Source organism: Kitasatospora sp. NPDC057595 (assembly GCF_042800875.1).
GTDB lineage: Bacteria > Actinomycetota > Actinomycetes > Streptomycetales > Streptomycetaceae > Kitasatospora.
Map to the genome: position 1 here is coordinate 55,213 of NZ_JBHVGL010000014.1, position 25,014 is coordinate 80,226.

The 25,014-nt window shown below is 76.3% G+C and carries 17 protein-coding genes; 12 read left to right on the plus strand and 5 right to left on the minus strand.

The window, feature by feature from the left end; all coding sequences use genetic code 11:
- Window positions 1-47: 47 nt before the first annotated feature.
- Window positions 48-1,313 carry a chitinase gene (locus ACFU9E_RS21475; protein ID WP_380682080.1) on the minus strand — a complete coding sequence of 422 codons (1,266 nt, stop codon included), beginning with the start codon at window positions 1,311-1,313 and terminating at the stop codon, window positions 48-50.
- 441 nt (window positions 1,314-1,754) lie between these two features.
- On the opposite strand from ACFU9E_RS21475, the gene ACFU9E_RS21480 reads away from it, so the two are divergent.
- Window positions 1,755-3,845 (plus strand): hypothetical protein, encoded by a 2,091-nt coding sequence (locus tag ACFU9E_RS21480; RefSeq protein ID WP_380682079.1) that lies wholly within the window; start codon window positions 1,755-1,757, stop codon window positions 3,843-3,845.
- Window positions 3,846-4,477: 632 nt separating this feature from the next.
- Here the strand turns inward: ACFU9E_RS21480 and ACFU9E_RS21485 are convergent.
- On the minus strand, window positions 4,478-6,199 hold the full coding sequence (locus ACFU9E_RS21485) for a translation initiation factor 2 (protein WP_380682078.1): 1,722 nt from the start codon (window positions 6,197-6,199) through the stop codon (window positions 4,478-4,480).
- 689 nt (window positions 6,200-6,888) lie between these two features.
- Complete coding sequence (locus tag ACFU9E_RS21490) at window positions 6,889-7,779, minus strand: LysR substrate-binding domain-containing protein (RefSeq protein WP_380682077.1); 891 nt, start codon at window positions 7,777-7,779, stop codon at window positions 6,889-6,891.
- A gap of 128 nt (window positions 7,780-7,907) precedes the next feature.
- On the opposite strand from ACFU9E_RS21490, the gene ACFU9E_RS21495 reads away from it, so the two are divergent.
- From ACFU9E_RS21495 to ACFU9E_RS21510, 4 genes are all read left to right on the plus strand, one after another.
- Complete coding sequence (locus ACFU9E_RS21495; protein ID WP_380682076.1) at window positions 7,908-8,870, plus strand: DMT family transporter; 963 nt, start codon at window positions 7,908-7,910, stop codon at window positions 8,868-8,870.
- Window positions 8,871-9,077: 207 nt separating this feature from the next.
- Window positions 9,078-10,406, plus strand: a complete 1,329-nt coding sequence (locus ACFU9E_RS21500) for a sensor histidine kinase (RefSeq protein ID WP_380682081.1) — start codon at window positions 9,078-9,080, stop codon at window positions 10,404-10,406.
- Window positions 10,394-11,059, plus strand: a complete 666-nt coding sequence (locus tag ACFU9E_RS21505) for a response regulator (RefSeq protein WP_380682075.1) — start codon at window positions 10,394-10,396, stop codon at window positions 11,057-11,059. The genes ACFU9E_RS21500 and ACFU9E_RS21505 overlap by 13 nt, the downstream gene beginning before the upstream one ends.
- Before the next feature lie 56 nt (window positions 11,060-11,115).
- Window positions 11,116-11,811 (plus strand): alpha/beta fold hydrolase, encoded by a 696-nt coding sequence (locus ACFU9E_RS21510; protein WP_380682074.1) that lies wholly within the window; start codon window positions 11,116-11,118, stop codon window positions 11,809-11,811.
- A 380-nt stretch (window positions 11,812-12,191) separates the two neighbouring features.
- On the opposite strand, the gene ACFU9E_RS21515 is transcribed toward ACFU9E_RS21510, so the two are convergent.
- On the minus strand, window positions 12,192-13,373 hold the full coding sequence (locus ACFU9E_RS21515; protein WP_380682073.1) for a glycosyltransferase family 4 protein: 1,182 nt from the start codon (window positions 13,371-13,373) through the stop codon (window positions 12,192-12,194).
- Entirely contained in the window at window positions 13,370-14,494 is a 1,125-nt protein-coding gene (locus ACFU9E_RS21520) for a glycosyltransferase 87 family protein (RefSeq protein WP_380682072.1), read from the minus strand. The genes ACFU9E_RS21515 and ACFU9E_RS21520 overlap by 4 nt, the downstream gene beginning before the upstream one ends.
- Before the next feature lie 630 nt (window positions 14,495-15,124).
- On the opposite strand from ACFU9E_RS21520, the gene ACFU9E_RS21525 reads away from it, so the two are divergent.
- The 7 genes from ACFU9E_RS21525 (at window position 15,125) to ACFU9E_RS21555 (ending at window position 24,918) form a co-directional block, all read left to right on the plus strand.
- Complete coding sequence (locus ACFU9E_RS21525) at window positions 15,125-16,225, plus strand: GNAT family N-acetyltransferase (RefSeq protein WP_380682071.1); 1,101 nt, start codon at window positions 15,125-15,127, stop codon at window positions 16,223-16,225.
- A 147-nt stretch (window positions 16,226-16,372) separates the two neighbouring features.
- On the plus strand, window positions 16,373-17,845 hold the full coding sequence (locus tag ACFU9E_RS21530) for a pyridoxal-phosphate dependent enzyme (protein ID WP_380682070.1): 1,473 nt from the start codon (window positions 16,373-16,375) through the stop codon (window positions 17,843-17,845).
- A gap of 62 nt (window positions 17,846-17,907) precedes the next feature.
- A complete protein-coding gene (locus ACFU9E_RS21535; RefSeq protein ID WP_380682069.1) occupies window positions 17,908-18,696 on the plus strand; it encodes an aminotransferase class IV in 789 nt (262 codons plus the stop codon).
- A 295-nt stretch (window positions 18,697-18,991) separates the two neighbouring features.
- Window positions 18,992-19,789 carry an ABC transporter ATP-binding protein gene (locus ACFU9E_RS21540; protein WP_380682068.1) on the plus strand — a complete coding sequence of 266 codons (798 nt, stop codon included), beginning with the start codon at window positions 18,992-18,994 and terminating at the stop codon, window positions 19,787-19,789.
- The gene (locus ACFU9E_RS21545) at window positions 19,786-22,365 is read left to right on the plus strand and encodes an FtsX-like permease family protein (protein ID WP_380682067.1); all 2,580 of its coding nucleotides are present in this window, start codon (window positions 19,786-19,788) and stop codon (window positions 22,363-22,365) included. The genes ACFU9E_RS21540 and ACFU9E_RS21545 overlap by 4 nt, the downstream gene beginning before the upstream one ends.
- Window positions 22,366-22,696: 331 nt before the next feature.
- Window positions 22,697-23,332: a hypothetical protein gene (locus ACFU9E_RS21550; RefSeq protein ID WP_380682066.1), complete on the plus strand. Its 636-nt coding sequence runs from the start codon at window positions 22,697-22,699 to the stop codon at window positions 23,330-23,332.
- Window positions 23,329-24,918, plus strand: a complete 1,590-nt coding sequence (locus tag ACFU9E_RS21555; RefSeq protein ID WP_380682065.1) for a multicopper oxidase family protein — start codon at window positions 23,329-23,331, stop codon at window positions 24,916-24,918. The genes ACFU9E_RS21550 and ACFU9E_RS21555 overlap by 4 nt, the downstream gene beginning before the upstream one ends.
- Window positions 24,919-25,014: the final 96 nt, after the last annotated feature.

Consider the following 25,014-nt stretch of genomic DNA (forward strand, 5'->3'; position numbering starts at 1 on the left):
GCCGTGTGCCCGCCCGGAGCGGCGGCACGGCAGGGGCCCGGCGGGTGTCAGGGGCTCGATGGATTCCGGGGGCTCAGGGGGTTGCGCGGTGCGCAGACCTCCCCCCTCGTCCAGACGCCCCACTCGCCGCCGGCGGTCGGCTCCTCGTTCAGCGTCCACCACTTGGCCTGGTACGCGTGGCCCTGGTACGAGACCTTGGCGCCGGCGGTGTACACCGTGTCGCGCTGCCACTCCGGGTCCTTGCAGACCCCCGGCATGGTGTACGTCGGCGAGGCGGACGGGGACGTCGGCGAGACGGTGGGGTCGGTGGGCGGCGTGGCCCCCGCGAACCGCACCGTGAACTTGGTGAAGTCCCAGTCGTTCTGCACCACGCTGGAGCAGGAGCCGGACAGCCCCGGGTCGACGGTGCCCGGGCACTGCCGGTCACGGTTGACCGACCAGTAGGTGTAGCGGGCCATCCTGTGCGCCAGCGCGAAGTCCAGCACCGTCTGGAAGTCCGCCTGCCGGAAGTACTCGGCGGCGTCGGTGCGGCCGTTCATCTGCGACACGCCCTCGTGGGCGTAGGCGTCCGCCTCCGACCAGCCGAACGTGGTGCGCAGGATCTGGTTGAAGTTCACCAGGGCGGAGGTCTGGGCCGCCGCGCCGTTGAAGCCGCCGTCGAACGGCATGATCGAGAAGTTGTCGGGCGTGAAGCCCTGCGCCTTCGCCTCGTTGAGCATCTGCTGGCCGAACCAGCCGGTGCCGGCGGCGGTCCCGGCTGTGGTGACCGAGATGTACAGCCCCGGGTTGGAGCGCTGGAGGATGCGGGCCGCGCCGATCTCGTTGTGGATCGCGGCCGTGTTCTCGTACTCCGGCTCCTCCAGGTCGAAGTCGAGCGCCTTCAACTGGTACGTGTCGACGACCTTCTGGTACGCGGCCGCGGTCGCCTCCGGCGTGCCGCAGGTCTGGCCCAGCTTGGTGCCGTTGTAGCCGCCGATGGAGACCGAGACGTCGCCGCCCTTGGCGCGCACGGTCTGGATGACGTTCGGCATGGTGGTGTCGGTGTCGATCGGCGACGTCCCGCCCCAGGCCGGGACGCAGCCGCCCTTGGCCAGGATGAAGGCGAGCTGGAAGGCCTTCTGGCCGGTGGCGTCCATCACCGTGGCGACGTCCGGCGGGCTGTTGTCCTCGGGCATCAGGTACGGCGCGGAGGCGTACCAGTTGCTGCCGATGCCGCCGGCGAGGGCGCCGGTGGCGGTCGCGCCGGCGGCCGCGGTGGGCGCCGCGTGCGCGGCGGCGACGGCCACCAGGCCGCCGGCCACCAGACCGAGCACCCCGGCCACCGCGGCGGCGGCCCGCTGTCGGGGGGCCCGGTGGGAGGGACGTGGCTGCTGAGGTGACGGTGTCCGTGGGGGAAGTGCGCGTTCCATCGGGATCGACCTCTCCAGGAAACGGCGGAGTACGGCCCACCCGCGCCAACTGTGGGGGCGGCGCGCCGGGCCGACGGGACCCCGCGTCGGGGTCGGGCCGCCGCAAGGTCCTCACTGGTATAGACCTGTCCTGAGGGGCCGTCAACCACCCGGACCGCTGCTCCGGGTGAGAATCCGGATCCCGCCGGGCGGTCGCCGCCGGAGCGCGCACGCCCCAGCTTCCGGCTGGGACACGCCCCAGTCTCCGGCCGGGAGGTGTCGCCACCTTTCGCACCGCCGACGCACGCACTCCGACGACGCCCGCTTGTCCGACGCGATCCGGAAGAGAGGCCCTAGAGTTGACGGGTGGCCGAAGAGACGTGGAACAGGGTGGAAGGGCCGGTGCGGGCCGGCGCCATCGTGCAGGCGGGCTCCGTCGGGGAACTGCACGTGCACGAGGCGGCCGTGCCGGTGGCCGCCGTGCCGTGCCAGCTGCCGCCGGCGCTCGCGCACTTCGAGGACCGCGCCGACGAACGCGCCAGGGTGCTGGCCGCCGTCGCCGAGGGACCGGGCGACGGTGGCGGGCCGCTGGTCGTCGCGCTCAGCGGGATGGGCGGGATCGGCAAGACCGCGCTGGGTTTCGAACTCGCCCGCGCGCTGCTCGACCACTGCCCGGACGGCGCCCTCCACGTCGACCTCGACGACCTGCGCCGCGACGGCGCCGTGGAGACCGCCGACGCGCTCGGCGACCTGCTGCGCTCGCTCGACCCGCAGGCCCGGCCCGACCAGGAACTCCGCGGCCGCGCCCGCCAGTACTGGACCGCCACCCAGGGGCGGCGGCTGGTTGTGGTCGTCGACAACGCCCGCAGCGGTGCCGAACTGCGCCCGCTGCTGCCCGCCTCCGCCGCGAGCGTCGTCATCGTGGCCGGCCCGGGGCCGCTGTACGACCTCGACGGCGTCCGCCTCCTCGACCTGCCGCTCGGCCCGCTCGGCCCCGAGGACGCCGCCAACCTGCTGCGCCGGATCGTCGCCGACCCCCGGCTCGCCGCCGACCCCGAGGCCGCCGCCGAACTCGCCCGCCGCTGCGCCGGCCTGCCCGCCGCGCTCTACGTCGCCGGCCGCTGGATCCGCCGCCACCGGCGCCGCGAACTGCGCCGGCTCGTCGAGGACCTGACCACCGAACTCGACCGGGAGGGACTGCCCGTGGTGGAGGCCGTCTGGGACGCGGCGTACGCGAGCCTCGGCCCCGTCGCGGCGCGGCTCTACCGGCTGCTGCCGCACCACCCCGCCCCCGTCGTCGACGATCACGCGGCCGCCGCGCTGCTCGGCACCGACCTCGACGGGGCCGTCGACGCGCTCGACGAACTCGACACGGCCGGGCTGCTGGAGCGGCGGCCCGACGGCCTCGGCATGCACGCCCTGCTGCGCGGCCACGCGCTGCGCCGGGCGCGGGCCGCTTCGGCTTCCTCGGACGCCGTTGACGCGCGGCGCCGGCTGGTCCGCTGGTACCGGCGGCAGGCCGGGCGGGCCGACCTGGTCGCGGCCGGCCCCCGGCTGACCGTCTCCGCCCCCGCCGCCGAGGTGCCCGCTCCCGCCGAGGTGCCGGACCTCCCCTTCCCCGACGCCGCCACCGCGCTGCACTGGCTGGAGGCCGAACGGCTCGCCCTCTACGGCTGCGTCCGGCTCGCGGCGGAGGACGGGCTCGACGAGGAGGCGGTGGCGCTCTGCGAAGCCCTCTGGACGCACTTCCTCGACCACCGCCACTACGCCGACGCCATCGAGGCCTTCGGGCACGGTGTCGCCGCCGCCGTCCGCTCCGAACGGCTCGCCGCCACCGTCCGCATGCGCTGCCAACTCGCCCGCCCGCTCTGGGAGCAGCACCGCTACGAGCAGGCCGCCGACGAACTGCGGCTGGCCGTCAACGGGGCCCGGCTGCTCGGCGACTCGCCCGAGGAGCGCAAACTCCGGGCCTCCGCCGTCGAGTTCCGCGGCAAGCTCGCCTCCGTGCGCGGCGACTGGGCCGCGGCCGTCCCGGACTTCGAGGCCGCCCGCGAGGAACACCGGGCCATCGGCAACGCCTACGGTGTCATGCTGCAGACCTACCTGCTCGGCCGCGCCGCCGTCGCGATGGGCGAACTGCCGCGAGCGGTCGAGCTGTTGACCGAGGCGCACGCGGAGGCGACCGCACTCGGCCGGGAACGGATGGCCGCCCGGACCGGCTTCGAGCTGGGCAGCGCCCTCCGCGCGGCCGGCCGCCGGGAGCAGGCCGCGAGCCTGTACCGCGCGGCCCTGGCGGCGGCCCGCGAACGGCGCTCCCCGGGCGACGAACTGCGGGTGCTGGAGGCCCTGTCCGCGCTCAGCGAGGAGACCGGCGACGCCGAAGCCGCAGCCACCTACCGCACCGCCGCCGCCACCCTGCGCGGCCCCGACGGAAGCACCGCCGCACCACTCACCTGACGACACCCCGGACCGCGGATCCCAGGAAGTCGGCGGACCCGACTTCCGACTTCCCGCCCGCGGGCCCTCGCCGTCCGCCTGTGCGGGTGGAGCGGCCGCGGTGGTGGGGAGGTGGGCCGGCCTGTGTGCGGCTGGGGGGTGGAGTGGAAAGTCGGCGGGCCCGACTTTTGGGTCTCGCCCGCGGCTCATTGGACCGACGTGCGGCGGTTCGGTGCCCCTGTGCCGGTGCCTGGGCCCGCCTTCCGACTTCCCGCCCGCGGGCCCTCGCCGTCCGCCTGTGCGGGTGGAGCGGCTGCGGTGGTGGGGAGTGGGCCGGCCTGTGTGTGGCGGCTGGGGGGTGGAGTGGAAAGTCGGCGGGCCCGACTTTTGAGTGCCGCATGTGATTTCGCCGGGGCCGATCTATGCGCGTAGATGGGTGGCGAAGTGGGGGCGGTGGAGTTGAATGCCGGGCCCGAGCGGGGTGCGGGGCATGGGGTGCGCCGGCGGGTCGGTGGGGTGGAAAGTCGGCAGGTTCGACTTTTGGGTCTCGCGTGCGAGCCGCGATCCATCTATGCGCGTAGATTCAGGTCGATGGTGGCGGGGTGCAGGGGGTGGAGTGGGAAGTCGATGGGGTCGACTTTTGGGTGGGGGTGTCAGAGGAGGTGCTGGAGGTCGGCGCTGGTGGCTGGGGTGAGGTGGAGGTGGTAGGGGGTTCCGTTGATGCGGCAGGTCAGGGGTGTGGTCGGGGGGTGTTGGCCGCCGAGGAAGGTGTGGGCGGCGGAGAGGGCGGCGGCGGGGTCGGTGTACCGCACTCGGCCGGTGGTCCGGTGCGGGTCGATCCGGAGAGTGAGTGGTTCGCCGTTCCGGCGTCGGACCAGGCAGCGGGTGGGGGAGAGGATGACGGCGGCGGTGCGGCAGCCCGGGTGGTCGGCGAGCGCCTCGGCGGTCCAGTCGGCGGCGGTCCGGTACTCGTGGTGCCGGGCGGCGTCCGGCGGTGGTGCGCCGGTCGTCCGGCGGTAGAGCAGCGCCGCGCTCTGCGTCTCGCGGATCCCGGCGCGGCCGTACTCGGCGGCCAGGTGGTGGTACGGCAGGTCCGTCCACGGCGGGAGCCGGTCGACGTCGATGACGACGCCGTCGGCCCGGTCCGCCCGGTCCGCCCGGTCCGCCCGGTCCGCCCGGTCCGCCCGGTCCGACCGGGTGGCCTGGACGGCGAAGGCGGCCGGAGTGCGGGGCGCGGCCGGCGGGACGGCGAGCGGGCGCGGGTGTGCGGGCCGGGGCGGCGGGACGAGGCCGAGCAGTTTGTACAGCTCCGGGCCGAGCGTCGTCAGCGCTTCCCCCGGGAGGGCGAACGCGGCCTCGGCGAAGCGGCGGGTGCCCGCGGCGGCCGGTTGCGCGGCGAGCACGGCCGCCGCGTCGTCGCCGGACGGGTCCAACCGGGGTGCGGCGGCGAGCAGGCGGGCCATCGGGCTGCCCGGGACCAGCTCCGCGCCGCCGTCGCAGACCGCCACCACGGGCCGGTCGAGCGCGGCCGCGTAGAGGGCGGTCGAGCCGTGGTCGGTGACCACGGCGTCGCCGGCCACCAGTAGCGCCGCCCACTCCTCGTACGGGCCGGCCAGTACCAGTCCCGCGTCCAGCGCGGGCCGCAGTCGCCGGGCCAGGTCGAAGGAGCCCGTCCGGCTGTACTCGTTGGGGTGTACGACCAGCGCCAACTGGTAGGCGTCGTACGGGAGCCGGGTGGCGAGCAGGGCGGGCAGGTCAGGATGCCGCGCGAGCAGCGACTCCGGTCCCCAGGTGGAGGAGAGCACGACCAGCCGGCGTGGACCGGTGCCGAGCGCGGCCCGGAACGCCTCGCGCCGGTCCGGTGAGGCGAGGATCCGGTCGAGCGTCGGGTCGCCCGCCACCAGCGCCGTCGACCCGGCCTGCGGGCACTGCTCGATGAGCCGGGCGACCTGGTCGGGGTGGGCGAGGGCGTGCAGGTCGGCGATCGGGCGCTCGTCGGCGGTGAGCAGGAACGCCGGGTCCAGTCCGGACGGGAGGTGCGGCGAACCCTCCTCGGAGAGCGCCTTGTTGAACCCGGCACCGTGCGGCAGCAGGACCTTGGGGCCGCGCAGCGCGGCCAGCTCACCCTTCGGACTGGCCGTGAGGATCAGGTCGTGGCGGCAGGCCAGCGCCTCCGGCCAGGACAGGCAGCGCGCACCCGACGAGGCGACGGCGGCCAGCGCGTCGACGTCGAAGGCGGAACCGGGGACGAGGGTGAAGCGGCACCGGACCCGGGAGTCGCCGTCGAAGACGGGCAGCAGGTCGAGCAGCCGGTGCAGCGCGGCCGCCGAGCGGACGGCGAAGAGCACGCCGAACGGGGCACCGGGCGGCGTCATCGGATCTCCCGGGCCGGAGACCCGGGGCCGCGGGCCCGCTGCTGGCCGCTGGCCGCTGGCCGCTGGCCGCTGGCCGCTGGCCGCTGGCCGCTGGCCGATTCTCGCGCTTACCACGGCTCAGCGACGCCCGTCGAGCCGCGCCGAGCGGATGCTCGGGTGGCTCGGGGCGGTGCGGCGTCGGCGCGGGCATAGGGGCGATGGTAACCGGCGGACCGCCGACACGGGCCGGACCGCGTGGATCCCACCCCGCTCCGCCGCCACTCCACCCCGAGCCCCCGTCGATCGGACGTTCCGTCAGTCGGATCCGAATCTACGGGAGCGGTGCGCGCGGCGTTCGGGCAGGTCGGGCCGCAGGTGGGGCGGTGTCGGCGGTGCCGGGGCCCGGCGGATCAATCGGCGGTACCCGTCCGGGGTTCGTCGAGGAAGCCGGGCTGCGTTCGGGCGGGTGGCCGGGCAGCATGGCGGGATGCCGGATCTACTGCTGCGGGGCGGCGTCCGGCTCGGAAAGCCGGTGACGTCGAGCCCGGAGTCTGACCCGCTCCACCCAGTTCCGGGGTTCGATCCTGCGGCCGACGGAGTCGTACTGCCGGCGGGTCCGCACATCGGCTGACTGCCGTGGCCGGCCCAGCGGCGAACTCCCGCCTGCTCTGCTGGAACGCGGGGTTGCGCTTCCCGCTCCGGGCCGACGCTCAGCGCGGGGTGGGCGCCCGGTGGGTGCCGTGCACCGCCGCCAGGAGGCCCGCCACCGTCGGCGACCACGGTCGGCCGGCCGGGCCGGTGAGGGTCAGCGTCCGGTGCGCGGCCGGGCGGATCGGGACGAGCACGCAGTCCGCCGGCAGCATCGGCTGGGCCAGCGCCGGCATCACCGACACCCCCACCCCCGCGTGCACCATGCCGATCAGCGTGTTGAGGTCCCGGATCCGGTGCCGGGGCGTGAACCGGACGCCCGCCCGGCGGTAGGCGTCCCGGATGTGCCGCTCGCAGCCGCCCTCCGAGAGCAGGAAGTCGTCGTCCTCCAGGTCGGCCACGTCGACGGTCGGCTCGCCCGCGAGCGGATGGTCGCGGCGGAGCAGCGCGTGCATCGAGTCCGCGCCGAGCGCGACGGCCCCCGGCGGCACCGGGTCCGCGTCCACCAGGACCGCCGCGTCCACCGTGCCGGCCTCCAGCCAGACGCCGAGTTCGTCGTCCTCGCCCTCGAACACCCGCACCGTCAGCCGGGGGTGCTCGATCCGCCAGTCGCTCAGCAGTCCGGGCAGCAGCCCCTGGCAGACGGTGGTCGGCGCGGCCAGCCGGACGGTCCCGGTCAGCCCGCCCGAGTGGTGGGCGGCGATCGTCCGCACGGCGGTGGCGGAGGCGACCGCCGTCCGGGCGTGCGGCATGATCCGTTCGCCCAGCGGGGTCGGCCGGGCCGGTGCGCCCCGGTGCAGGACGGGCGCGCCGAGCGTCCGCTCCAGGGCCGCCACCGCGTGCGAGACCGCCGACTGGCTCACGCCCAGCTCGGCCGCCGCCGCCCCGAAGCCGCCCGCGTCCGCCACCGCGACCAGCGCCCTGAGCTGGGCGAGGTTCACCTCCGAGGCCATGAGACTTCCTCATCCGAGCAGCACTGTCACTTGTTGGACTCATGGTCGGCCGACCCGTCACCCTCTGTCCAGCGCGAAGCCGCGAGAGGCGAGGCGCGTCGACGAGAGCGGAAGGACGGGTGGCCGGGATGGGACGGCGCTGGTGGCCGGGGTTCGTGGCACTGTCGGCGATCTGGGGTGCGAGCTTCGCCCTGATCAAGGTGGCGGTCGACGCCGGGGTGCCCCCGGTGTGGGTGGCGGCCTGGCGTTGCCTGCTCGGCGCGGTCGCGCTCTGGGCGATCCTCGCCGTCCGCCGTGAGGCCGCTCCGCGCGACCTCGCCACCTGGGGCCACAGCGCCGTGGTCGCGGTGCTGCTGAACGCGGTGCCGTTCGTGCTCTTCTCCTACGGCGAGACCCGGGTCAGCTCGGTGCTCGCCGGGGTGATGAACGCGACCACCCCGCTGTTCGCCCTGCTCTTCGCGCTGGCCGCCCTGCCGGGGGAACCGCGTCCGGGGTGGCGTCGGCTCGCCGGACTCGCCCTCGGCTTCGCCGGGGTGCTCACCGTGCTGGGCGTGCAGCACGGGCTCGGCTCCGGTGCGGTGGGCGCTTCCGGTTCCGGGGTCGTGGTCGGCGGGCTCGCCTGCCTGGCCGCGACCTGCTGCTACGGCGCCGGGTTCGCCTACCTGCGCCGCCACCTCTCCGCCCGACCGCACTCGGCCGCCGCCCTGTCCACCGCCCAGATCACCTGCGCCGCCGTCGAACTCGCGGTCGTCGCCCCGCTCGCCGCCGGCGCCCCGCACTGGCCCGGTGCCGGGGCCGCCGTGGCGCTGCTGCTGCTCGGTGCGGTCGGAACCGGCATCGCCTACGTTCTCAACCTCGATCTGGTGCGCACCGCCGGGACGGCCGTGGCCGCCGCCGTCACCTATGTGACCCCGCTCTGGTCCACGGCCCTCGGCGCGCTGCTGCTCGCCGAGCCCGTCGGCTGGAACACCCTGGTCGGCGGCCTGGCCGTGATCGCCGCCGTCGCGCTCACCCGGCAGCCGCCGAGCGCCCCCGACGGCGCGGCGCGGACCGGACGCTGGGGCCGGAGAGGGCGTCAGCCGGTCGGTTAGGGTGGGCCGATGGGCGCGGGGCGGGCAGCGGACGGGGGCACGGGTGTGAACGTCGACGTGGACGTCGGCGTTGACGTCGGCGTTGATGTCGGCGTTGATGTCGACGGAGCCACCGGCGAGACCGTTGACCAGCCCGTCGACGCGACCACCGACGAGGCCGTCGACCGTGCGGCCGACGCGCCGCAGTCCCCGCCCACCGTCGCCGTCCTGGCGGCGCTGCGCGCCCGTCCGCTCCGCTTCCCGTTCACCCGTGACTCGCTGCGCTGCTGGGCCTACCTGGTCGGCGGCGCCCTGCTCGGTCTGCTGGTGGCCGTCCTGCTGGCGGCCCTCGTGGTCATCGGCCTCGGGCTCTCGGTGGTCGGCATCGGTCTGCCGCTGCTCCTGGCCGTCGCCCTCTCCGGCCTGCCGGTCGGCCGCCTGGAACGCCGCCTGCTGCGGCTCGTCGAACCGACCCCGCTGCCCGACCCGCACCGCGCACTGCCCGGGGCCGGCCGCCGCGCCCGGCTCCGGACCAGGCTGCGGGAACGCGCGACCTGGCGCGAACTCGCCCACACCCTGCTCGCCGGCCCGCCGCTCACCGCCGCCGGACTCGGCCTCACCGCCCTGCTGCTGCTCTCCGCGGCGCTGGTCGTCAGCCCCCTCGTGGTCTGGGCGATGGCCCCCGAGACCGTCATGCTGATCCCCGGCCACGCCGTCCCCGGACCGCTGTACGCCCTGCCCGCCACCGCCGTCGGCCTGGCCGGGCTGCTGCTCGCCGGCTACGCCGGGGCGCTGCTCACCGTCGTCCACGTCCGACTGGCCCGGCTGCTGCTCGGCCCCCGCGAGGAGGACCTCGGCCGGCAGGTCGTCGAACTGACCCGCTCCCGGGCCCGGCTGGTGGACGCCTTCGAGGCCGAGCGCCGCCGCATCGAACGCGACCTGCATGACGGCGCCCAGCAGCAGCTCGTCGCCCTCAGCATGACCCTCGGCCTGGCCGCCCACGAACTGCGCCAACGCGCCGGGGCCGCCGGTGCCACCGCCGTGAGCACCGGCGGCGCGACCCCCGGGGCCGGGCCGGTCGGCGACGACCCGGTGCTCGATCTGGTCGACCGGGCGCGCGGCGAGGCCCGGCAGGCGCTGGAGCAGCTGCGCGGCCTGGTCCGCGGCATCCACCCCCAGGTGCTCACCGACCACGGACTGGCCGCCGCCGTCACCGAGGTCGCGCTGCGCCACCCGATCCCCGTCGAGGTCGACCTGGACCTGCCCGGACGGCTGCCCGGTCCGGTCGAGTCCACCGCCTACTTCACCGTCACCGAGGCACTCACCAACGCCGCCAAGCACAGCGGCGCCGCCGCCATCACCGTCCACGGGCGGATCGCGGACGGCCGGCTGGTGCTCCAGGTGACCGACGACGGCCGCGGCGGCGCCGACCCGGCCGCCGGGGCCGGACTCCAGGGACTGGCCGACCGGGTCGCGATCCTGAGAGGACGACTGATGGTGACGAGTCCGACCGGCGGGCCGACCAGGCTCCGGCTGGAGGTGCCGTGCTCCGGCTAGTCATCGCCGAGGACGCCGTGCTGCTCCGGGCCGGCCTGGTCGAACTGCTCACCAGGGGCGGCCACCGGGTGGTCGCCGCCGTGGGCGACGCGGACGCGCTCGCCGCCGCCGTGGACGCCGAGCGGCCGGACGCCGTCGTCACCGACGTCCGGATGCCGCCCGGCTTCCACGACGAGGGGCTGCGCGCCGCCCTCGACCTGCGCGGACGCCACCCCGGCCTGCCCGTCCTCGTCCTCTCCCAGTACGTGGCCACCCCGTACGCCACCCGGCTGCTCGGCGCGGCCGGCGCGCAGCGGGCCGGGCTCGGCTACCTGCTCAAGGACCGGGTCGGTGAGGTGTCCGAGTTCCTGGACGCGCTGGGGCGGGTGGCGGCCGGGGAGACGGTGATCGACCCGGAGGTCGTCCGGGTGCTGCTCCGGCAGCAGTCCGCGGACCGCCCGATCACCCGACTCACCCCGCGCGAGCGCGAGGTGCTGGGGCTGATGGCGGAGGGCCTCAACAACCAGACGGTCGGCGCCCGGCTGAACATCACCGAGGCGTCCGTGGTGAAGCACTGCGGGAACATCTTCATGAAGCTCGACCTCGACCCGGTGGAGGGCAACCGGCGGGTCCTCGCCGTCCTGGCCCACCTCGCCGACCTGCGCGGCGAGTAGCCGGGCGGCTCGGCGGGGTCGGCTCGTTGTCGGTGGCGGGCGCTACGGTGCCCGCCATGACGCAATTCGTACTCGTGGCGGGTGCCTGGCTGGGAGCGTGGGCCTGGGCCGACGTCGTCCCCGGGCTGCGCGCCGCCGGACACGGCGTGCACCCGTTGACCCTCTCCGGCCTCGCCGAACGGCGCGGCCTGCCCGCCGGACAGCAGACCCACGTGCAGGACGTCGTCGACCTCGTGGAGGAGCGCGACCTGCGTGAGGTCGTCCTGGTGGGGCACAGCTACTCGGGCATCCCGGTCGGGCAGGCCGCGGAGCGGATCGGCGACCGGCTCGCCCACCTGGTCCTGGTCGACGCCAACGTTCCCGTCGACGGGCAGGCGTTCGTCGGTGCCGGGCCGTGGGGCGAGGCCGTCGCCGCGTCGATCGGCGCCAACGACGGCTACTGGCCGCCGCTCACCGCCGACGAGTTCGTGGGCCAGGGGCTCACCGACGCGCAGATCTCCCGGATCGTCACCGGCTCCACCGCGCACCCCGGCGGCACCCTCACCGAGCCCGCCGCCCTCGCCGGTCCGCTCGCCGCGATACCCGGGACCTACCTGACCTGCCTCCTCGACAGCCCCGAACCCCCGCCCGCCGTCGTCGCCCTGATCCGCGACGCCGGCTGGCACCACGCCACCCTCGACACCGGCCACTGGCCGATGTTCTCCCAGCCCGGGGCCCTCACCGAGCTCCTCCTGACCGCCGCCCGCCGCTGACCCGCCCGCCCGCCCCCCTGCTCCGCCGAGCGGCGCCCTGGTCGACCCGGGGCCGGGGTCGGGCCCGGCCCCGGCCCGGGCGAGTGGTCCGCTGTTGCCCTCCGGCGTGGGATTGCGACTGGGCCAGGTCGCCCTGGTCGCTGTGGCCGGGGCCATGGAGTCGGGGTGGTTGCCTGTCTCGGGGCGTGCTGATTGCTTCGGTGGTCCGGTCGGCCCGGCCGGGCCGGGGTGTGCCGTCGGGCGGGGTTGTGGTGGCCAGCTTGGCGGGGTGGGCGGCTTTGGTGGGTGGCTTGCTGGGGTGTGCCTCGGCCTGGCAGGCGGGGTGCGTGGGGGCACTGGCTGTGTCGGGTTGGCCCGGTTGGTCGGTGAGGGGCGCGGGGTCAGCGCCGGGGTTGGTCGGGGCGGCTGGGCTGCTGCTGCTGGTGGTGGTGTGCCTGCTCGGGCGGGGTGGGGCTCTCGGCCAGGAGGGTGGCCAGGCGGTGGGCGGTGGTGTCCCAGGACCAGTGGGTGCGGACCCAGTGGCGGCCGGCGGTGGTCATCCGGGCGCGGTCGGGGGCGGAGGCGCGGAGGATGCGGGCGATCGCGGTGGCGACGGCGGACGGGTCGCGGCCGTCGACGACCGTGCCGTTGACGCCGTCGAGGACGGCGTCCGGGGCGCCTCCGGAGCGGCCGACGACGACGGGCAGGCCGGCGGCGGCCGCCTCCAGGAAGACGATGCCGAGGCCCTCCGCCTCCAGGCCGGCCCGGCGGGTGCGGCAGGGCATCGCGAAGACGTCGGCCGCGGCGTAGGCGTCCGGGGTGTCGGCGTGTTCGCGGCCGCCGGCGAAGACGACCGTGCCGGGTTCGGTGAACCTGCGGGCGAGGTCGCGCAGGCGGCGTTCGTCCGGTCCCTGGCCGACCAGGACGAGGACCGCGCCCGGCACGGTCCGCCGGATCAGCGGGAGTGCCCGTATCAGGGTGTCCTGGCCCTTGCGCGGCACGAGTCGTGCCACGCAGAGGATCACCGGCGCCTGCGGGTCGGCCTCCCGGGGGCGTGGGCGGAACAGTTCGGTGTCCACCCCGGGGACCAGCCGTTCCAGGCGGGCCGCCGGGCCGAGCGCGGGCGCGATCCGCTCGCGGGTGTGGGCACCGAGGTAGGTGACGACGTCGACGCTGTCACCGATCCGCCGCAGCAGGCGCCGGGCTACCGGGGTGCGGGCCCACCAGATCTCGTGGCCGTGGGTGGTGGCGACGGTTCGCCGGATGCCGGGCGCCTGCCGCCGCAGCTCCGGGGTCATCGCGGCGAGCGGGGCGGCGGCGCCGAACCAGACCCGGTCGCAGCCGTACGCCCGGGCGAGTTCGGCGGCCCGGCGGGTCACCCGGGGCGTGGGGAGCAGGGTCCGGGACCGGTCGCGGACCACCGGGAACGGGAGCGCGGCGTCATGGCGGGCGGCGCCGGGCTCGTCCGAGGTGTAGACGACGACCTGGTCGGCGCGCAGCCGGGTGGCCATGGCGTGGACGAAGGTCTCGATGCCGCCCTGCCGGGGCGGGAAGTCGTTGGTGACGATGAGTGTGCCGGTCATGGGACGGGGACCACCTGGGGTGTGCGGGGGCGCGGGGCGGCGGACGGGACGGCGCGCGGAGTGGACTGCGGGCGGGGAGGACGGTGCGGACCGGTGACGAGGGGGAGGCGGGGGAGACGGGGGACGAGGGCCAGTACGGCGGGCAGGGCGAGGTAGCCGAAGCGGGTGGCGGGGGCGAGCAGGAACGCCAGGGCGAGGCCGAGCGCGAGCCGATCGGCGGCGGCGACGGTGTCCCGGGGCGGGGTGCGGACCAGCGACGCGGCGACGGCGAGCCCGGCGAGCAGCAGCAGGGCGAGCGCTGTGTACCAGCCGCCGGGGCCGAGGTCGGCGAGCAGCCGGCCGGGCAGCGGGCTGCTCGCCGGGGTGGGCAGCCCACCGCGACCGGTGGGGAAGGCGAACACCTGCTCCACCAGCGGCCCCGGTGCGCGCAGTGCGCCGGGCAGGACCAGCGCGGCCGTTCCGACGGTGGCGGTGGCGAACGCCCGCAGGGCCGACCGGCGTCCGGCCGTGGCGGCGAGCAGGGCGACGACGACCGCGACCGCAGGCCAGGCCGTCCACTTGAGCGCGCAGGCCAGCGCGAGGGCCGACCCGGCGGCGAACGGGCGGGCCCGTCCGGCCAGGGCGAGCGCGAGCAGGCAGAGGCCGGCCAGCGGCAGGTCGACCCCGCTGACGCAGAGCGGCAGCGCGACCGGTGGTGAGGCGACCAGCGCCGCCACCGCGAGAACGGGCACGTTCAGGCCGCCGCCGCCGCCGCCGACGCCGCCGGACGGGCGCACGGACGCGCGACCGCCGGCGTGCGGCGCGGCGCCGGGCCGTCCGGGGCGGACGGCGGCGGCCAGGCAGCCGAGGAACACGGCGGCGCACCACAGGCGGGCGTCGCCCAGCAGCCGGGCCGGCCAGCCGTCCGCGCCGAACAGGGCGCGGGGCAGCCCGAACAGTGCCATCCCGGGCAGGTAGGGGGTGTACTCGGCGACCGTGTGCGGCTCGGCCAGGTACGGAGTCCCGTGCCGGAGCAGCAACTCGCCCGACCGTTCGATGACGGCGACCTCGCTCTGCCCCTGCCCGGTCGCGACCAGGAGAAGCAGCGGCGTGAGCACCGCACCGGCCAGCGCGACCGTCACCGATCCGGCCCGCGCCCACCGCGGCGGCAGCGTGAGCGCGGCGACCGCCGCCGCGAGGTACCCGGCGGCTGCGAGCAGCCCCCAACTCCGGTGCGGCCCCAGCCCGGAGACGACCGGGAACGCCCCCGCCCACCCGGCCGCGACCAGCCACCCGCCGCACCACAGCGCCCTCCGCCCGCCGGGTGGGCGGGGCGGACCGGAGGAACCCGGTGGACGGGGGACGCGGTGGACACGGCCGGTGCGGGGTGGACGGCCGCGGCGGTGGACGGAAGCGGAACCGGGAACGGATCGGGAGGCGGATGGGGAGTCGGTGCCGGACTGGGAGGCAGGGCCGGGGCCGGACGGAAACGCGGTACGGATGCGGTGGATCAGCACCACTTCATTGCAGCGGCGCAGGTCGGCGAGGTCATGACGGTCAGGTCGAGTCCTCAGGTCGGGTTTCCCCTACCACCGGGCGGGAGTCCGGGGCGGCCCCCGCGTCCTGAACACGGCGTCATGGGTGCGGTCGGTGTGCACGGGTGTGGCTCCTCCTCGTCAGCCGGCGTTCCGGACAAGGGAATTCGTATCCGATCTCACGTTCGGTGTCCACCGAATTACGTTCGGTGCTGATGGCTCGCTATCGTGGACCCCGTGGTGAGGTCCTGGGATGCGGCGGTCGGGCGGGCGCAGGAACGGTTGGCGACGGTGCCCGGGGTGCGGGCGGTGAGGGAGGGCGAGGGGCGTGGATTCGCGCTCTGGGACCTCGCCTCCTGCGCCGAGGGGGAGTTGGGCGAGTGCGTCGACCCGTCGGCGATCGGCCCGGCCGAGGAGCGCCGGCTGCGCGAGCGCCTCGGCGAGAGCGGCCGTGAGTGGCCGGGCGGCGAGCTGTACCGCCGCCGCTACTGGCTGCTGGCCGACGGCACCCGGGGCAACGGCGGCACCGGCACCAGCACCGGCACCGGCACCGGCACCAGCACCGGCACCGGCACCGGCACCGGCACCGGCACCGGCGCCGGGGAGGCCGAGCCGGTCGGGATCTTCGCCGTCGACAACTGGACCAGGGGCCCCGGCCAGTTGGCCGTCTCCTCGCTCTACCTCCGCCCCTCGGCGCGCGGCCACGGCCTCGCGGCGAGCGCCCTCGACCACGTCTACCGGGCCGCCACCGCCGAGGGCCTGCCCGGCTACCGACTGGAGGCGCACTGGACCTGGCAGCGCGCCGTCCGCTACCACCTGCGCCGCGGCCTGTGGGTGGTCTCCTGGAAAAACGCCCTCGGCCTCGCCCGGATGCCCCAACTCCCGCCCTACCGCGTCCGGGAGGAGGACGGCCGCCTGGTGCTGCTGGTCGCCGACCGCCCGTCGCCCGACCCGGCCGAGGCGGTCTGGACGCCGCTGCTCGCCGCCGGGAGCGAGGGCCGCCGGCTGCGCCTGGACGAGACCGCCGCCTACCGGCAGGCCGACGGCTGGGTGCACGGCTACGCCCGCTCGACCCTCGCCCTGCACCTCGCGCTCGCCGGCCGTCCGCTGGTGCGCGGCCCGCAGTGGTGGGCGGAGGCCTGGCGCTGGGCGGACATCGGTGAACCGGAGGGCCTCGCCTACCGGATCGGGCACATCGAGCAGGCGGCCCGCGCCGCGGGGCGGGCGGTGGTCACGCCCTACCGGGCCCCGGCCGTCCCGGACCTGCCCCGGCCGTCCGAGGAGCCCCGGCCGGACGTTCCCGCCCTCCGGCCGTCGGACGGCGCGTCGACGACCTGAGGGGCCGCACCCCGCGCACACCACCGCACACCACCGGAACACCACGGACGAGTCGCAGGACCCGGCCTACTGGCGCGCCACCCTGGGCAGGCTCCGCCGGAGGCCGTGCCGACACCGCCCGCAGCAGACCGAGTCGAGGAGCCCGCCATGCCCGCACCCGCAGAGCCCGCCATGCCCGTACCCGCCATGCCCGCACCCGCTGTGCACGAATCCGTCCTCGACGCGATCGGCGGGACGCCGCTGATCCGCCTCGCCCGGCTCGGCGCCGGCCTCGCCGCCCCGGTCTACGCCAAGGCCGAGTTCCTCAGCATCGGCGGCAGCGTGAAGGACCGCGCCGCGCTGTCCATGGTGCTGGCCGCCGAGCGTGACGGGCTGCTGGCGCCCGGCGGGACGATCGTCGAGGCGACCTCGGGCAACACCGGCATCGGCCTGGCGATCGTCGGCCGTCGGCGCGGCTACCGGGTGATCGCGGCGGTGGCGGACCGGGCGGCGCCGGAGAAGTCGGACATCCTGCGCGCGTACGGCGCGGAGGTGGTGCTCGCGCCGACCGCCGTGCCGCTGGAGGACCCGGCGCACCTGTTCAACGTCGTCCGCCGGATCGTCGAGGAGACCCCCGGAGCCTGGCTCGCCGACCAGTACGACAACCAGGCCAATCCCGACGCGCACGTCCGCACCACCGGCCCGGAGATCTGGGAGCAGACCGGCGGCCGGGTGACCCACTTCGTCGCGGGGGTCGGCACCGGAGGCACCATCACCGGCACCGGCGGCCATCTGAAGGCGGTCTCCGGCGGCGCGGTGACCGTGGTCGGCGCCGACCCCGAGAGCTCGGTCTACGCCGGCGGGGACGGCAGCCCGTACTACGTCGAGAGCATCGGCCACTTCGTCCACCCGGACACCGCCGAGGACCGCTGGCCGTTGGCCTACCGGCGGGACGTCGCGGACGCCTTCGAGCGCATCCCGGACCGCGAGTCGCTGCTGACGGCGCGCCGGCTCGCCCGTGAGGAGGGCATCCTGGCCGGGCCGTCCTCCGGCACGGCGGTGGCGGCGGCGCTGCGGGTGGCGCGCCGGCTGGGGCCGGAGGACCTGGTCGTGGTGCTGCTGCCGGACTCGGGCCGCTCCTACCTTTCCAAGGTGCACAGCGACGCGTGGATGCGGCAGTGGGGCTTCCTGGAGGACGGCGTCGCGGCGGGGAACGGCGGCGCGGTGGAGCACGGCGTGCCGACGCGGCCGACCGGCCTGCGGCCACTGCTCGACGCTGCCGGGCCGCTGGTGACGGTCGACGCCGACGCCACCGTCGGCGAGGCGGCGCGGACGCTGCACGGCGTGCCGGGCGGCGTGGCCCCGGCCGTCCTGGCGCGGACGGCGCGCCCGTACGGGGTGAGCGCGGCGGAGGTGGTCGGCGCGGTGTCCCGGGAGGTGCTCGCGGCGGCCCTCGCGGACGGCTCCGCCAAGCCGGACGCTCCGCTGGGCGCCCTGCTCGGGCCGGCGCTGCCGGCGGTGGGCGTCGGGCAGTCGGTGGCGGAGGCCCGCGCGGCGCTCGGAGCGGGGCACCCGGGTGTTCTGGTCCTGGTGGACGGCCGGGCCGCCGGGGTGCTGCCGCGCTCGGCGCTCGCCGACTAGCTAGGCCCCGGGACCGCCGCCCCCGCCCTGCGCCGGCCGGGACCCCTGGGAGACTCGACGCCATGGCAGAGATCGAGATCGACGGAGCGCCCGCCGACCCGGCCCGACTGGCGGCCCTGGGCCTGCTCAACTACGGGCACTTCACCACCCTGCGCGCCGAGTCCGGCCGCACCCGGGGCCTCGCGCTGCACCTGGACCGGCTGGTCCGGGACTGCCGCACGGTGTTCGGTGCCGAGCTGGACCGGGCGGAGGTCCGCACCCGGATCCGCCGGGCGCTCCCGGCCGACGGCGCGCCGGTGATCGTCCGGGTCACCGTGTTCGACCCGGCGCTCGGCCTGGAGCGCCCTTCCGCCCCCGCCGTACCCCACCTGCTGGTCACCACCCGCCCGGCGCCGGCCGCCGCGCCGGGGCCGCTGCGGGTGCGCACCGCCGCGTACCGGCGCGAGCTGCCGGAGGTGAAGCACGTCGGCCTGTTCGGCCTGCTGCACCAGCGTCGGCTCGCCCAACTCGACGGCTACGACGACGCCCTGCTGCTCGACGACGCGGGTCGGATCACCGAGGGGGCCACCTGGAACGTCGCCCTGTACGACGGTCGCGACCTGGTCTGGCCGGACGCCGCCGCGCTGCCCGGCGTCACCGCCGCCCTGCTGGCCGACGCGCACACCGGCCCGCAGCGGCGCGAGCCCGTCACCGCGGACGCCCTCGGCGGCTTCGTCGCCGCCGTCGCCGTCAACGCGGGCGTCGGCGTCCGCCCGCTCGCCGCGATCGACGGCACCGCCCTCGACCCGGCGCACCCGGTCGTCGGCGAGCTGCGCGCCGCCTACGAAGGCGTCGACGGCGAGCAGATCTGACCGCAAGCGCCCGAACCGACGCACCTGACCCGAAGCACGTGATCGCCGGCGCCCGACCCGAAGCGCACCGCCGAACGCACACCGGGCACGCACACCCGGCACGCACGCCCGGCACGCACACCCAGCGCACGCGCCCGCCGCGCACGCCCTGACGCCGCCCGGACACCGCCCGGACACCGGACCGGGGGATAACCCCACCCCCGGTCCGCCAGCGGCCTGCATGGTCCGCCGCATCCCGCCTTCCTAGCCTGGAACTCGTCGACGAGCAGCGACGATCCACGAAGGAAGGCCCACCATGGCACCCCGCCGTTCCCGCCCCCAGCCCGAGCCGACCGGGCGCCCCGCCGCCCACGCCGCGATCGAGCTGCGCGACGTCCGGCGCAGCTACGGCCGCGGTGGCGAGACCGTGCACGCCCTGCGCGGCATCGACCTGGCGCTCGGCCACGGCACCTTCACCGCCGTGATGGGACCCTCCGGTTCCGGCAAGAGCACCTTCCTGCAGTGCGCGGCCGGCCTGGACCGCCCGAGCACCGGTGAGGTCTACCTGGGCGGCGAGGAGATCACCCGGCTGAGCGAGGACCGGCTGACCAAGCTGCGCCGCAGCCGGATCGGTTTTGTCTTCCAGTCCTTCAACCTACTGCCCTCGCTGACCGTGCTGCAGAACGTGCTGCTCCCGCTGCGCCTCGCCGGGGAGCGCCAGGACCGGGCCAGGGCCCGGGAGCTGCTCGCACAGGTCGGCCTCGGCGACCTCGGCCGCAGGCGCCCCGGTCAGCTGTCGGGCGGTCAGCAGCAGCGGGTGGCGATCGCCCGCGCGCTGATCACTTCCCCGGATGTGCTGTTCGCGGACGAGCCGACCGGCGCGCTGGACACCACGACCGCCCACGAGGTGCTCGGCCTGCTGCGGCGCGCGGTGGACACCATGGGCGCCACCGTCGTGATGGTGACCCACGACCCGGTGGCGGCCTCGTTCGCCGACCGGGTGGTCTTCCTGGCCGACGGCGCGCTCGCCGACGAGCTGTACCACCCGGACCCGAAGACGATCGCCGACCGGATGGTCAGCCTGACCGCGCGTCCGGTGGGGGTGGCGGCATGAGCAACGGACTCGCCCGCGCCTCGGTGCGCTTCCGCCCCGCGTCCTTCGTCGGCACGTTCGTCGCGCTGCTGTTCGGTGCCGCCGTGATCATGGCCTGCGGCACGCTGCTGCAGACCGGCATCACCGCCTCGGTGCCGTCCGTCCGGTACGCCGAGGCGCCGGTCGTGGTGGCCGCCGACCCGAACGTCTCCATCAAGTACAAGAAGAACGGCGACGACGACACCCACGAGCAGCAGTTGTCCGAGCGGGCCCGGGTGGACGCGGGCCTGGTGGCCGGGATCGCCGGACAGCCCGGTGTCGCCGCCGCCCGCCCCGATACGGCGTTCCCCCTGCAGGCCGCGGCACCGCGTGGGGCGTCCCAGGGCCCGGCGGGCCCGGCGGGCCCGCTCACCGGCCGGGGCTTCGCGGCGCTCGGCATCGCCGGCCCGCAGGACAAGCTGGTCGAGGGCCGCGCCCCCGGCGTGGACGAGGTCGTGCTGGACGCCGACACGGCGCGCGCCGCCCACCTCGCGCCGGGCGCGACCGTGGTGCTCAGCGCCCCCGGCGGCAGCGGCAGCTACCGGATCTCCGGTCTCGCCGCCGCCCAGCAGGCCGGCCCCACCGCCTGGTTCGCCGACCAGCAGGCCGACCGGATCTCCGGCCACCCCGGCCGGGTGGACGCCATCGCCGTCCAGCCCCGCGAGGGCGTCGACCGCAAGACCCTGACCGCCCAGGTGAAGCAGGCCGTCGGCGGCGCCGCCGAGGTGCTGAGCGGCAAGGGGCGCGGCGAGGCCGAGCAGCCCGTGCTCAACGAGGCCAAGGTGATGCTGGTCGCGATCGGCGGCTCCTTCGGCGGTACCGCCACCATGACCGCGGTGTTCGTGGTGGTCTCCACCGTCGCCCTGGCCACCGGCCAGCGTGCCCGCGAGTTCGCCCTGCTGCGCGCCGTCGGCGCCACCCCGCGCCAGATCCGGCGCACCATCGCCACCGAGGCGATGCTGGTCGCGCCGCTCGCCGCCGCGCTCGGCATCCTGCCCGGCGTGGGCCTGGCCCGCTGGTGGTTCGACGGGATGGTGGAGCGCGGCGTCGTCCCGGCCGACGTCGAGCTGTCCGTCGGACCGCTGCCGATGCTGGTCGCCGTCGTGCTGTGCACGCTCGCGGCCCTCGCGGCCGGCTTCTTCGCCGCCCGCCGCCCCGCGAGGATGCGGGCGAGCCAGGCGCTGGGCGCGGCCGCCGTGGAACCGGCCCGGCTCGGTGTCGTCCGCACCCTGCTGGGCGTGGTCTTCACGGCCGGCGGCGTGGTGCTCGCCGCGGTCGCGGCCAACCTGGACGGCGAGAACGCCGCCAACACCGCGCTCGGCGTGGTGATGTGCTTCCTGGTCGCGGTCGCCCTGCTCGGCCCGTGGGTGGCCCGCTCCGCGGCCTGGGTGCTGGGCCTGCCGCTGCGGGCGGGCGGCGCGCCCGGCTCGCTGGCGGCCGACAACACCCGCGCCAACGCCCGCCGGCTGGCCTCCGCGATCACGCCGATCGTGATGGTCACCGCCTTCTGCGGAACCCTGCTGTTCATGCAGAGCACCATCCGTCACGAGACCGGCGAGCAGGTGCGCACCGGCATCACCGCCGACCACGTGCTCGGCTCCACCGGACCGGGCCTGCCCGCCGCCTCGCACGGCACGCCCGGTGTCGTCGCGCAGGCGGCCGGGGTGCCCGGTGTGGACGCGGCGGTCGGCGTGCTGCACACCGGCATCGTCGTCCGCACCGGCGACCAACTGCTCTCCGCCACCGCGCTGGGCGTCACCGGTGACCCGTCCCGGCTGCCCCGGGTGCTGGACCTCGGAGTGCGCGACGGCGCGCTGGCCGACCTGGGCGGTTCCCCGGACACCGTCGCGCTCTCCACCGAACTGGCCTCCTCCCTGGGCGCCAAGGTCGGTGACCACGTCCCCTTCTGGCTCGGCGACGGCACGGCGGTGAAGCCGCTGCTGGTCGCCACCTACCAGCGCGGGCTCGGCTTCGGCCAGGCGCTGCTGCCCCGGGCGGCGGTCGCGGCGCACGTCACCGCCGCCTACGACGCGCAGGTGCTGGTCGCGGACGCGCCCGGCGCCGACCGGGCCGCGGTCGCCCGGGGCCTGTCCGACCTCGGCGTGGCCGGGCTGACGGTGACCGACCGGGCCGGGTACGCGGCGCAGTCCGACAAGTCGCAGGAGATGGGCTCCTGGGCGAACTCGGTGATGGCCGGCGTGCTGGGCGGCTTCGCCGCCGTCACGGCCGCGAACACCCTGGTGATGACGGTGCTGGACCGGCGCCGCGAGGTGGCACTGCTCCGGCTCGCCGGGACCACCCGGCGCCAGGTGCGCCACATGATGCGCTGGGAGGCGCTGCTGGTGGCCGCGGCCGGTCTGGGCGTCGGCGCGGTGATCGCCTGGCTCACCCTGGTGCCGATCACCCGGGGCATCACCGGCGCCGCGCCGCACGTCCCGGCCGGGACGGCGCTGCCGCTGGCGGCCGCGGCGGTGGTGCTCTGCCTGGGCGCGACGGCCCTGCCGGCCAGGGCCCTGCTGCGGTCGAGTCCGGTCGCCTCGGTCGGCGGGAAGCAGTAGCGGACCCCGGGGCCCTTCCGGGCGCCGGAGCGGGGAGCTCCCGGAGCACACCGGGGGAGTGGACGGGCGGTGCGCGCGGGGGTGGCGCACCGCCCGTCCGGGTGACAAAGACGCGCTGAACAGGCGGGAGCGCGGGGTCGTCGAGCGCAAAGGCCGGGCACCGCACCGATAGTGAGGGGTGGTCAGCCGCGTTCGTGGCCGCGCCCGTCCCGGTGCCGCGTGCCCGGACGCGCCTGTCCCGCCCACACCCCCGCGCCGAGCGCCCTTCGGCATGCCCGTCACCCCGGCGTGCCCACGGCGCCGCGGTGCCCGGCAGAGAGAAGGCCGACCGTTGAGCAGTCCCCCGGTGATCCGCACGCCCCGCCTGCCGCTGTTCCCCCCGGCACGTTCCGCGGACCGCGCGCCGGCGCCCCCGGCCGTGCGCCTGCCGCGGCTGCTGCTGCGCGGCGCCACGACCGCCTCGGCCGTGCTGGTGCTGGCCGAGACGGTGCTGGCCGCCGGTTTCCTGAACGGCCACTACGAGGCGCTGCGGGGGCACGCGCTGGCCGCGATGGCCCTGGGCGGCGTGCTGCTCCTCCAGCTGGCGGTGGCCGTGCCGGTCCGCCGGGTCACCGGGCCGGCGGGGGAGCGGGGGCCCTGGTGGCCGCTCGTGGTCACGGCGCTCCTGCTGTTCGCGGCCGGGGCACAGATCGGGACCGGCTACGAGCGGGCGGTCGGGGTGCACGTGACGCTGGGCGTCCTGCTGGTCAGCGCGCACCTGTTCTGCCTGGTCGGCGCGTGGCGGCTGCCGCCGACGCTGCCCGCGCCCGCGTCGGCGCCCGCGCCCGCGTCGGCGCCCGCGCCGTCGCCGGCGGTGGAGGACGGGACCGGGCGCCTGCCCCGGCCGTCCGGAACCGGCAGCGGAACCGGAACCGGCACCGGCAGCGGAACCGGCGCGGGCACCGGACCGGTGGAGGTGGCGCCGTGAACCGCCGCCGGTTCCTCGGCGCCGGTGTGGCCCTGCTCGGCACGGGCGCCCTCGGAGCCTTCGCCGTCCCCGCGACCGCCCGGCTGCTGGCCGAGGGCCGGCCGGGCCGGCTGCTGCGCAGCGAGGTCCCGCTGCCGGAGGCGTTCCAGGTGCCGCTGCCGGTGCCGGCCGTGCTCGCCCCGGTCCGCTCCGACGCCACCACGGACTACTACGAGATCACCCAGAAGGTCGCCCGGCTGGAGATCCTGCCCGGTCTGCGCACCGAGACCTGGACGTACGGGGGCAGCTACCCCGGGCCGACGCTGTCCGTCCGCTCCGGCCGCCGGACGGTGGTGACCCACCGCAACGAGCTGCCGGTGCCCACGGTGGTGCACCTGCACGGCGGCCACACCCCGGCGGACAGCGACGGCTACCCGGTGGACCTGGTGTTCCCGGTCGGCTCGTCCGCCGAGCACACCGCCGGGCACGGGATGGCCGGAATGGCCGGGATGGAGGGAATGGCCGGCGCCGTCGACCTCGGCCGGACCACCATCGGCACCCGCGACTACACCTATCCGGGCCACCAGCGCGCCGCCACCCTCTGGTACCACGACCACCGGATGGGCTTCACCGGCCCGGCCATCTGGAACGGCCTGACCGGCTTCCACCTCGTCCGCGACGACGAGGAGGACGCCCTGCCGCTGCCGCGCGGCGACCGCGAGCTCCCGCTGGTGCTCGCGGACCGCGCCTTCACCGCCGACGGCTCCTCCGCCTACCCGGCCGTCGACCCCGAGCTCGCCGCCCCGGGCGTCACCGATGACTACATGAACGGCGTCCTCGGTGACGTCATCCTGGTCAACGGCGCCCCCTGGCCGCGCGCCGCGGTGGACCGGGCCCGCTACCGGCTGCGCCTGCTCAACGCCTCCAACGCCCGCCTCTACCGGCTGGAACTCGACCCGCAGCCGCCCGGCGGCGACGCGCTCGTCCAGATCGGCGGCGACGGCGGCCTGCTGGAGGAGCCGATCGCGCACGACGCGGTCGAGATCGCCCCCGCCGAGCGCTTCGACCTGGTGGTGGACTTCTCCCGCTACCCGCCCGGCACCGCGGTGCGGCTGATGAACCGCTTCGGCGGCGGCCGGACCGAGGAGGTGATGCTCTTCGACGTCGGCTCGCGCGCGGTGAGCGACGACTCGACGGTGCCCGAGCGGCTCTGCACCCTCGAACGGCTCGACGCCGAGGACGCGGTCGCCACCCGGGTGTTCGGCTTCCGCCGCAGCCGCGGCGGCGACTGGACCATCAACAACCGGTCCTACGAGCCCGGCCGCGCGCTCGCCAGCCCGGCGCTCGGCAGCACCGAGATCTGGCGGTTCTTCAGCGACGTCCACCACCCCGTCCACCTGCACCTGGACTCCTTCCAGGTGCTGTCGCGCAACGGCGGCGACCCGGGCGCCTACGACGCGGGCTGGAAGGACACCGTCGACCTGCGGCCGGCGGAGGCGGTGGAGGTGCTGGTGCGGTTCACCGACTACCCGGGCTCGTACATGCTGCACTGCCACAACCTGGAGCACGAGGACATGGCGATGATGGCGGACTTCGCCGTGGAGTGACGCGGGCCGCACACCGACCCCCGTGCACCCGGGTACCCGTGCACCCGTTCACTCGTTCGGCGGAGCGCGGGCGAGCGTCCAGGACGCTCGCCCGCG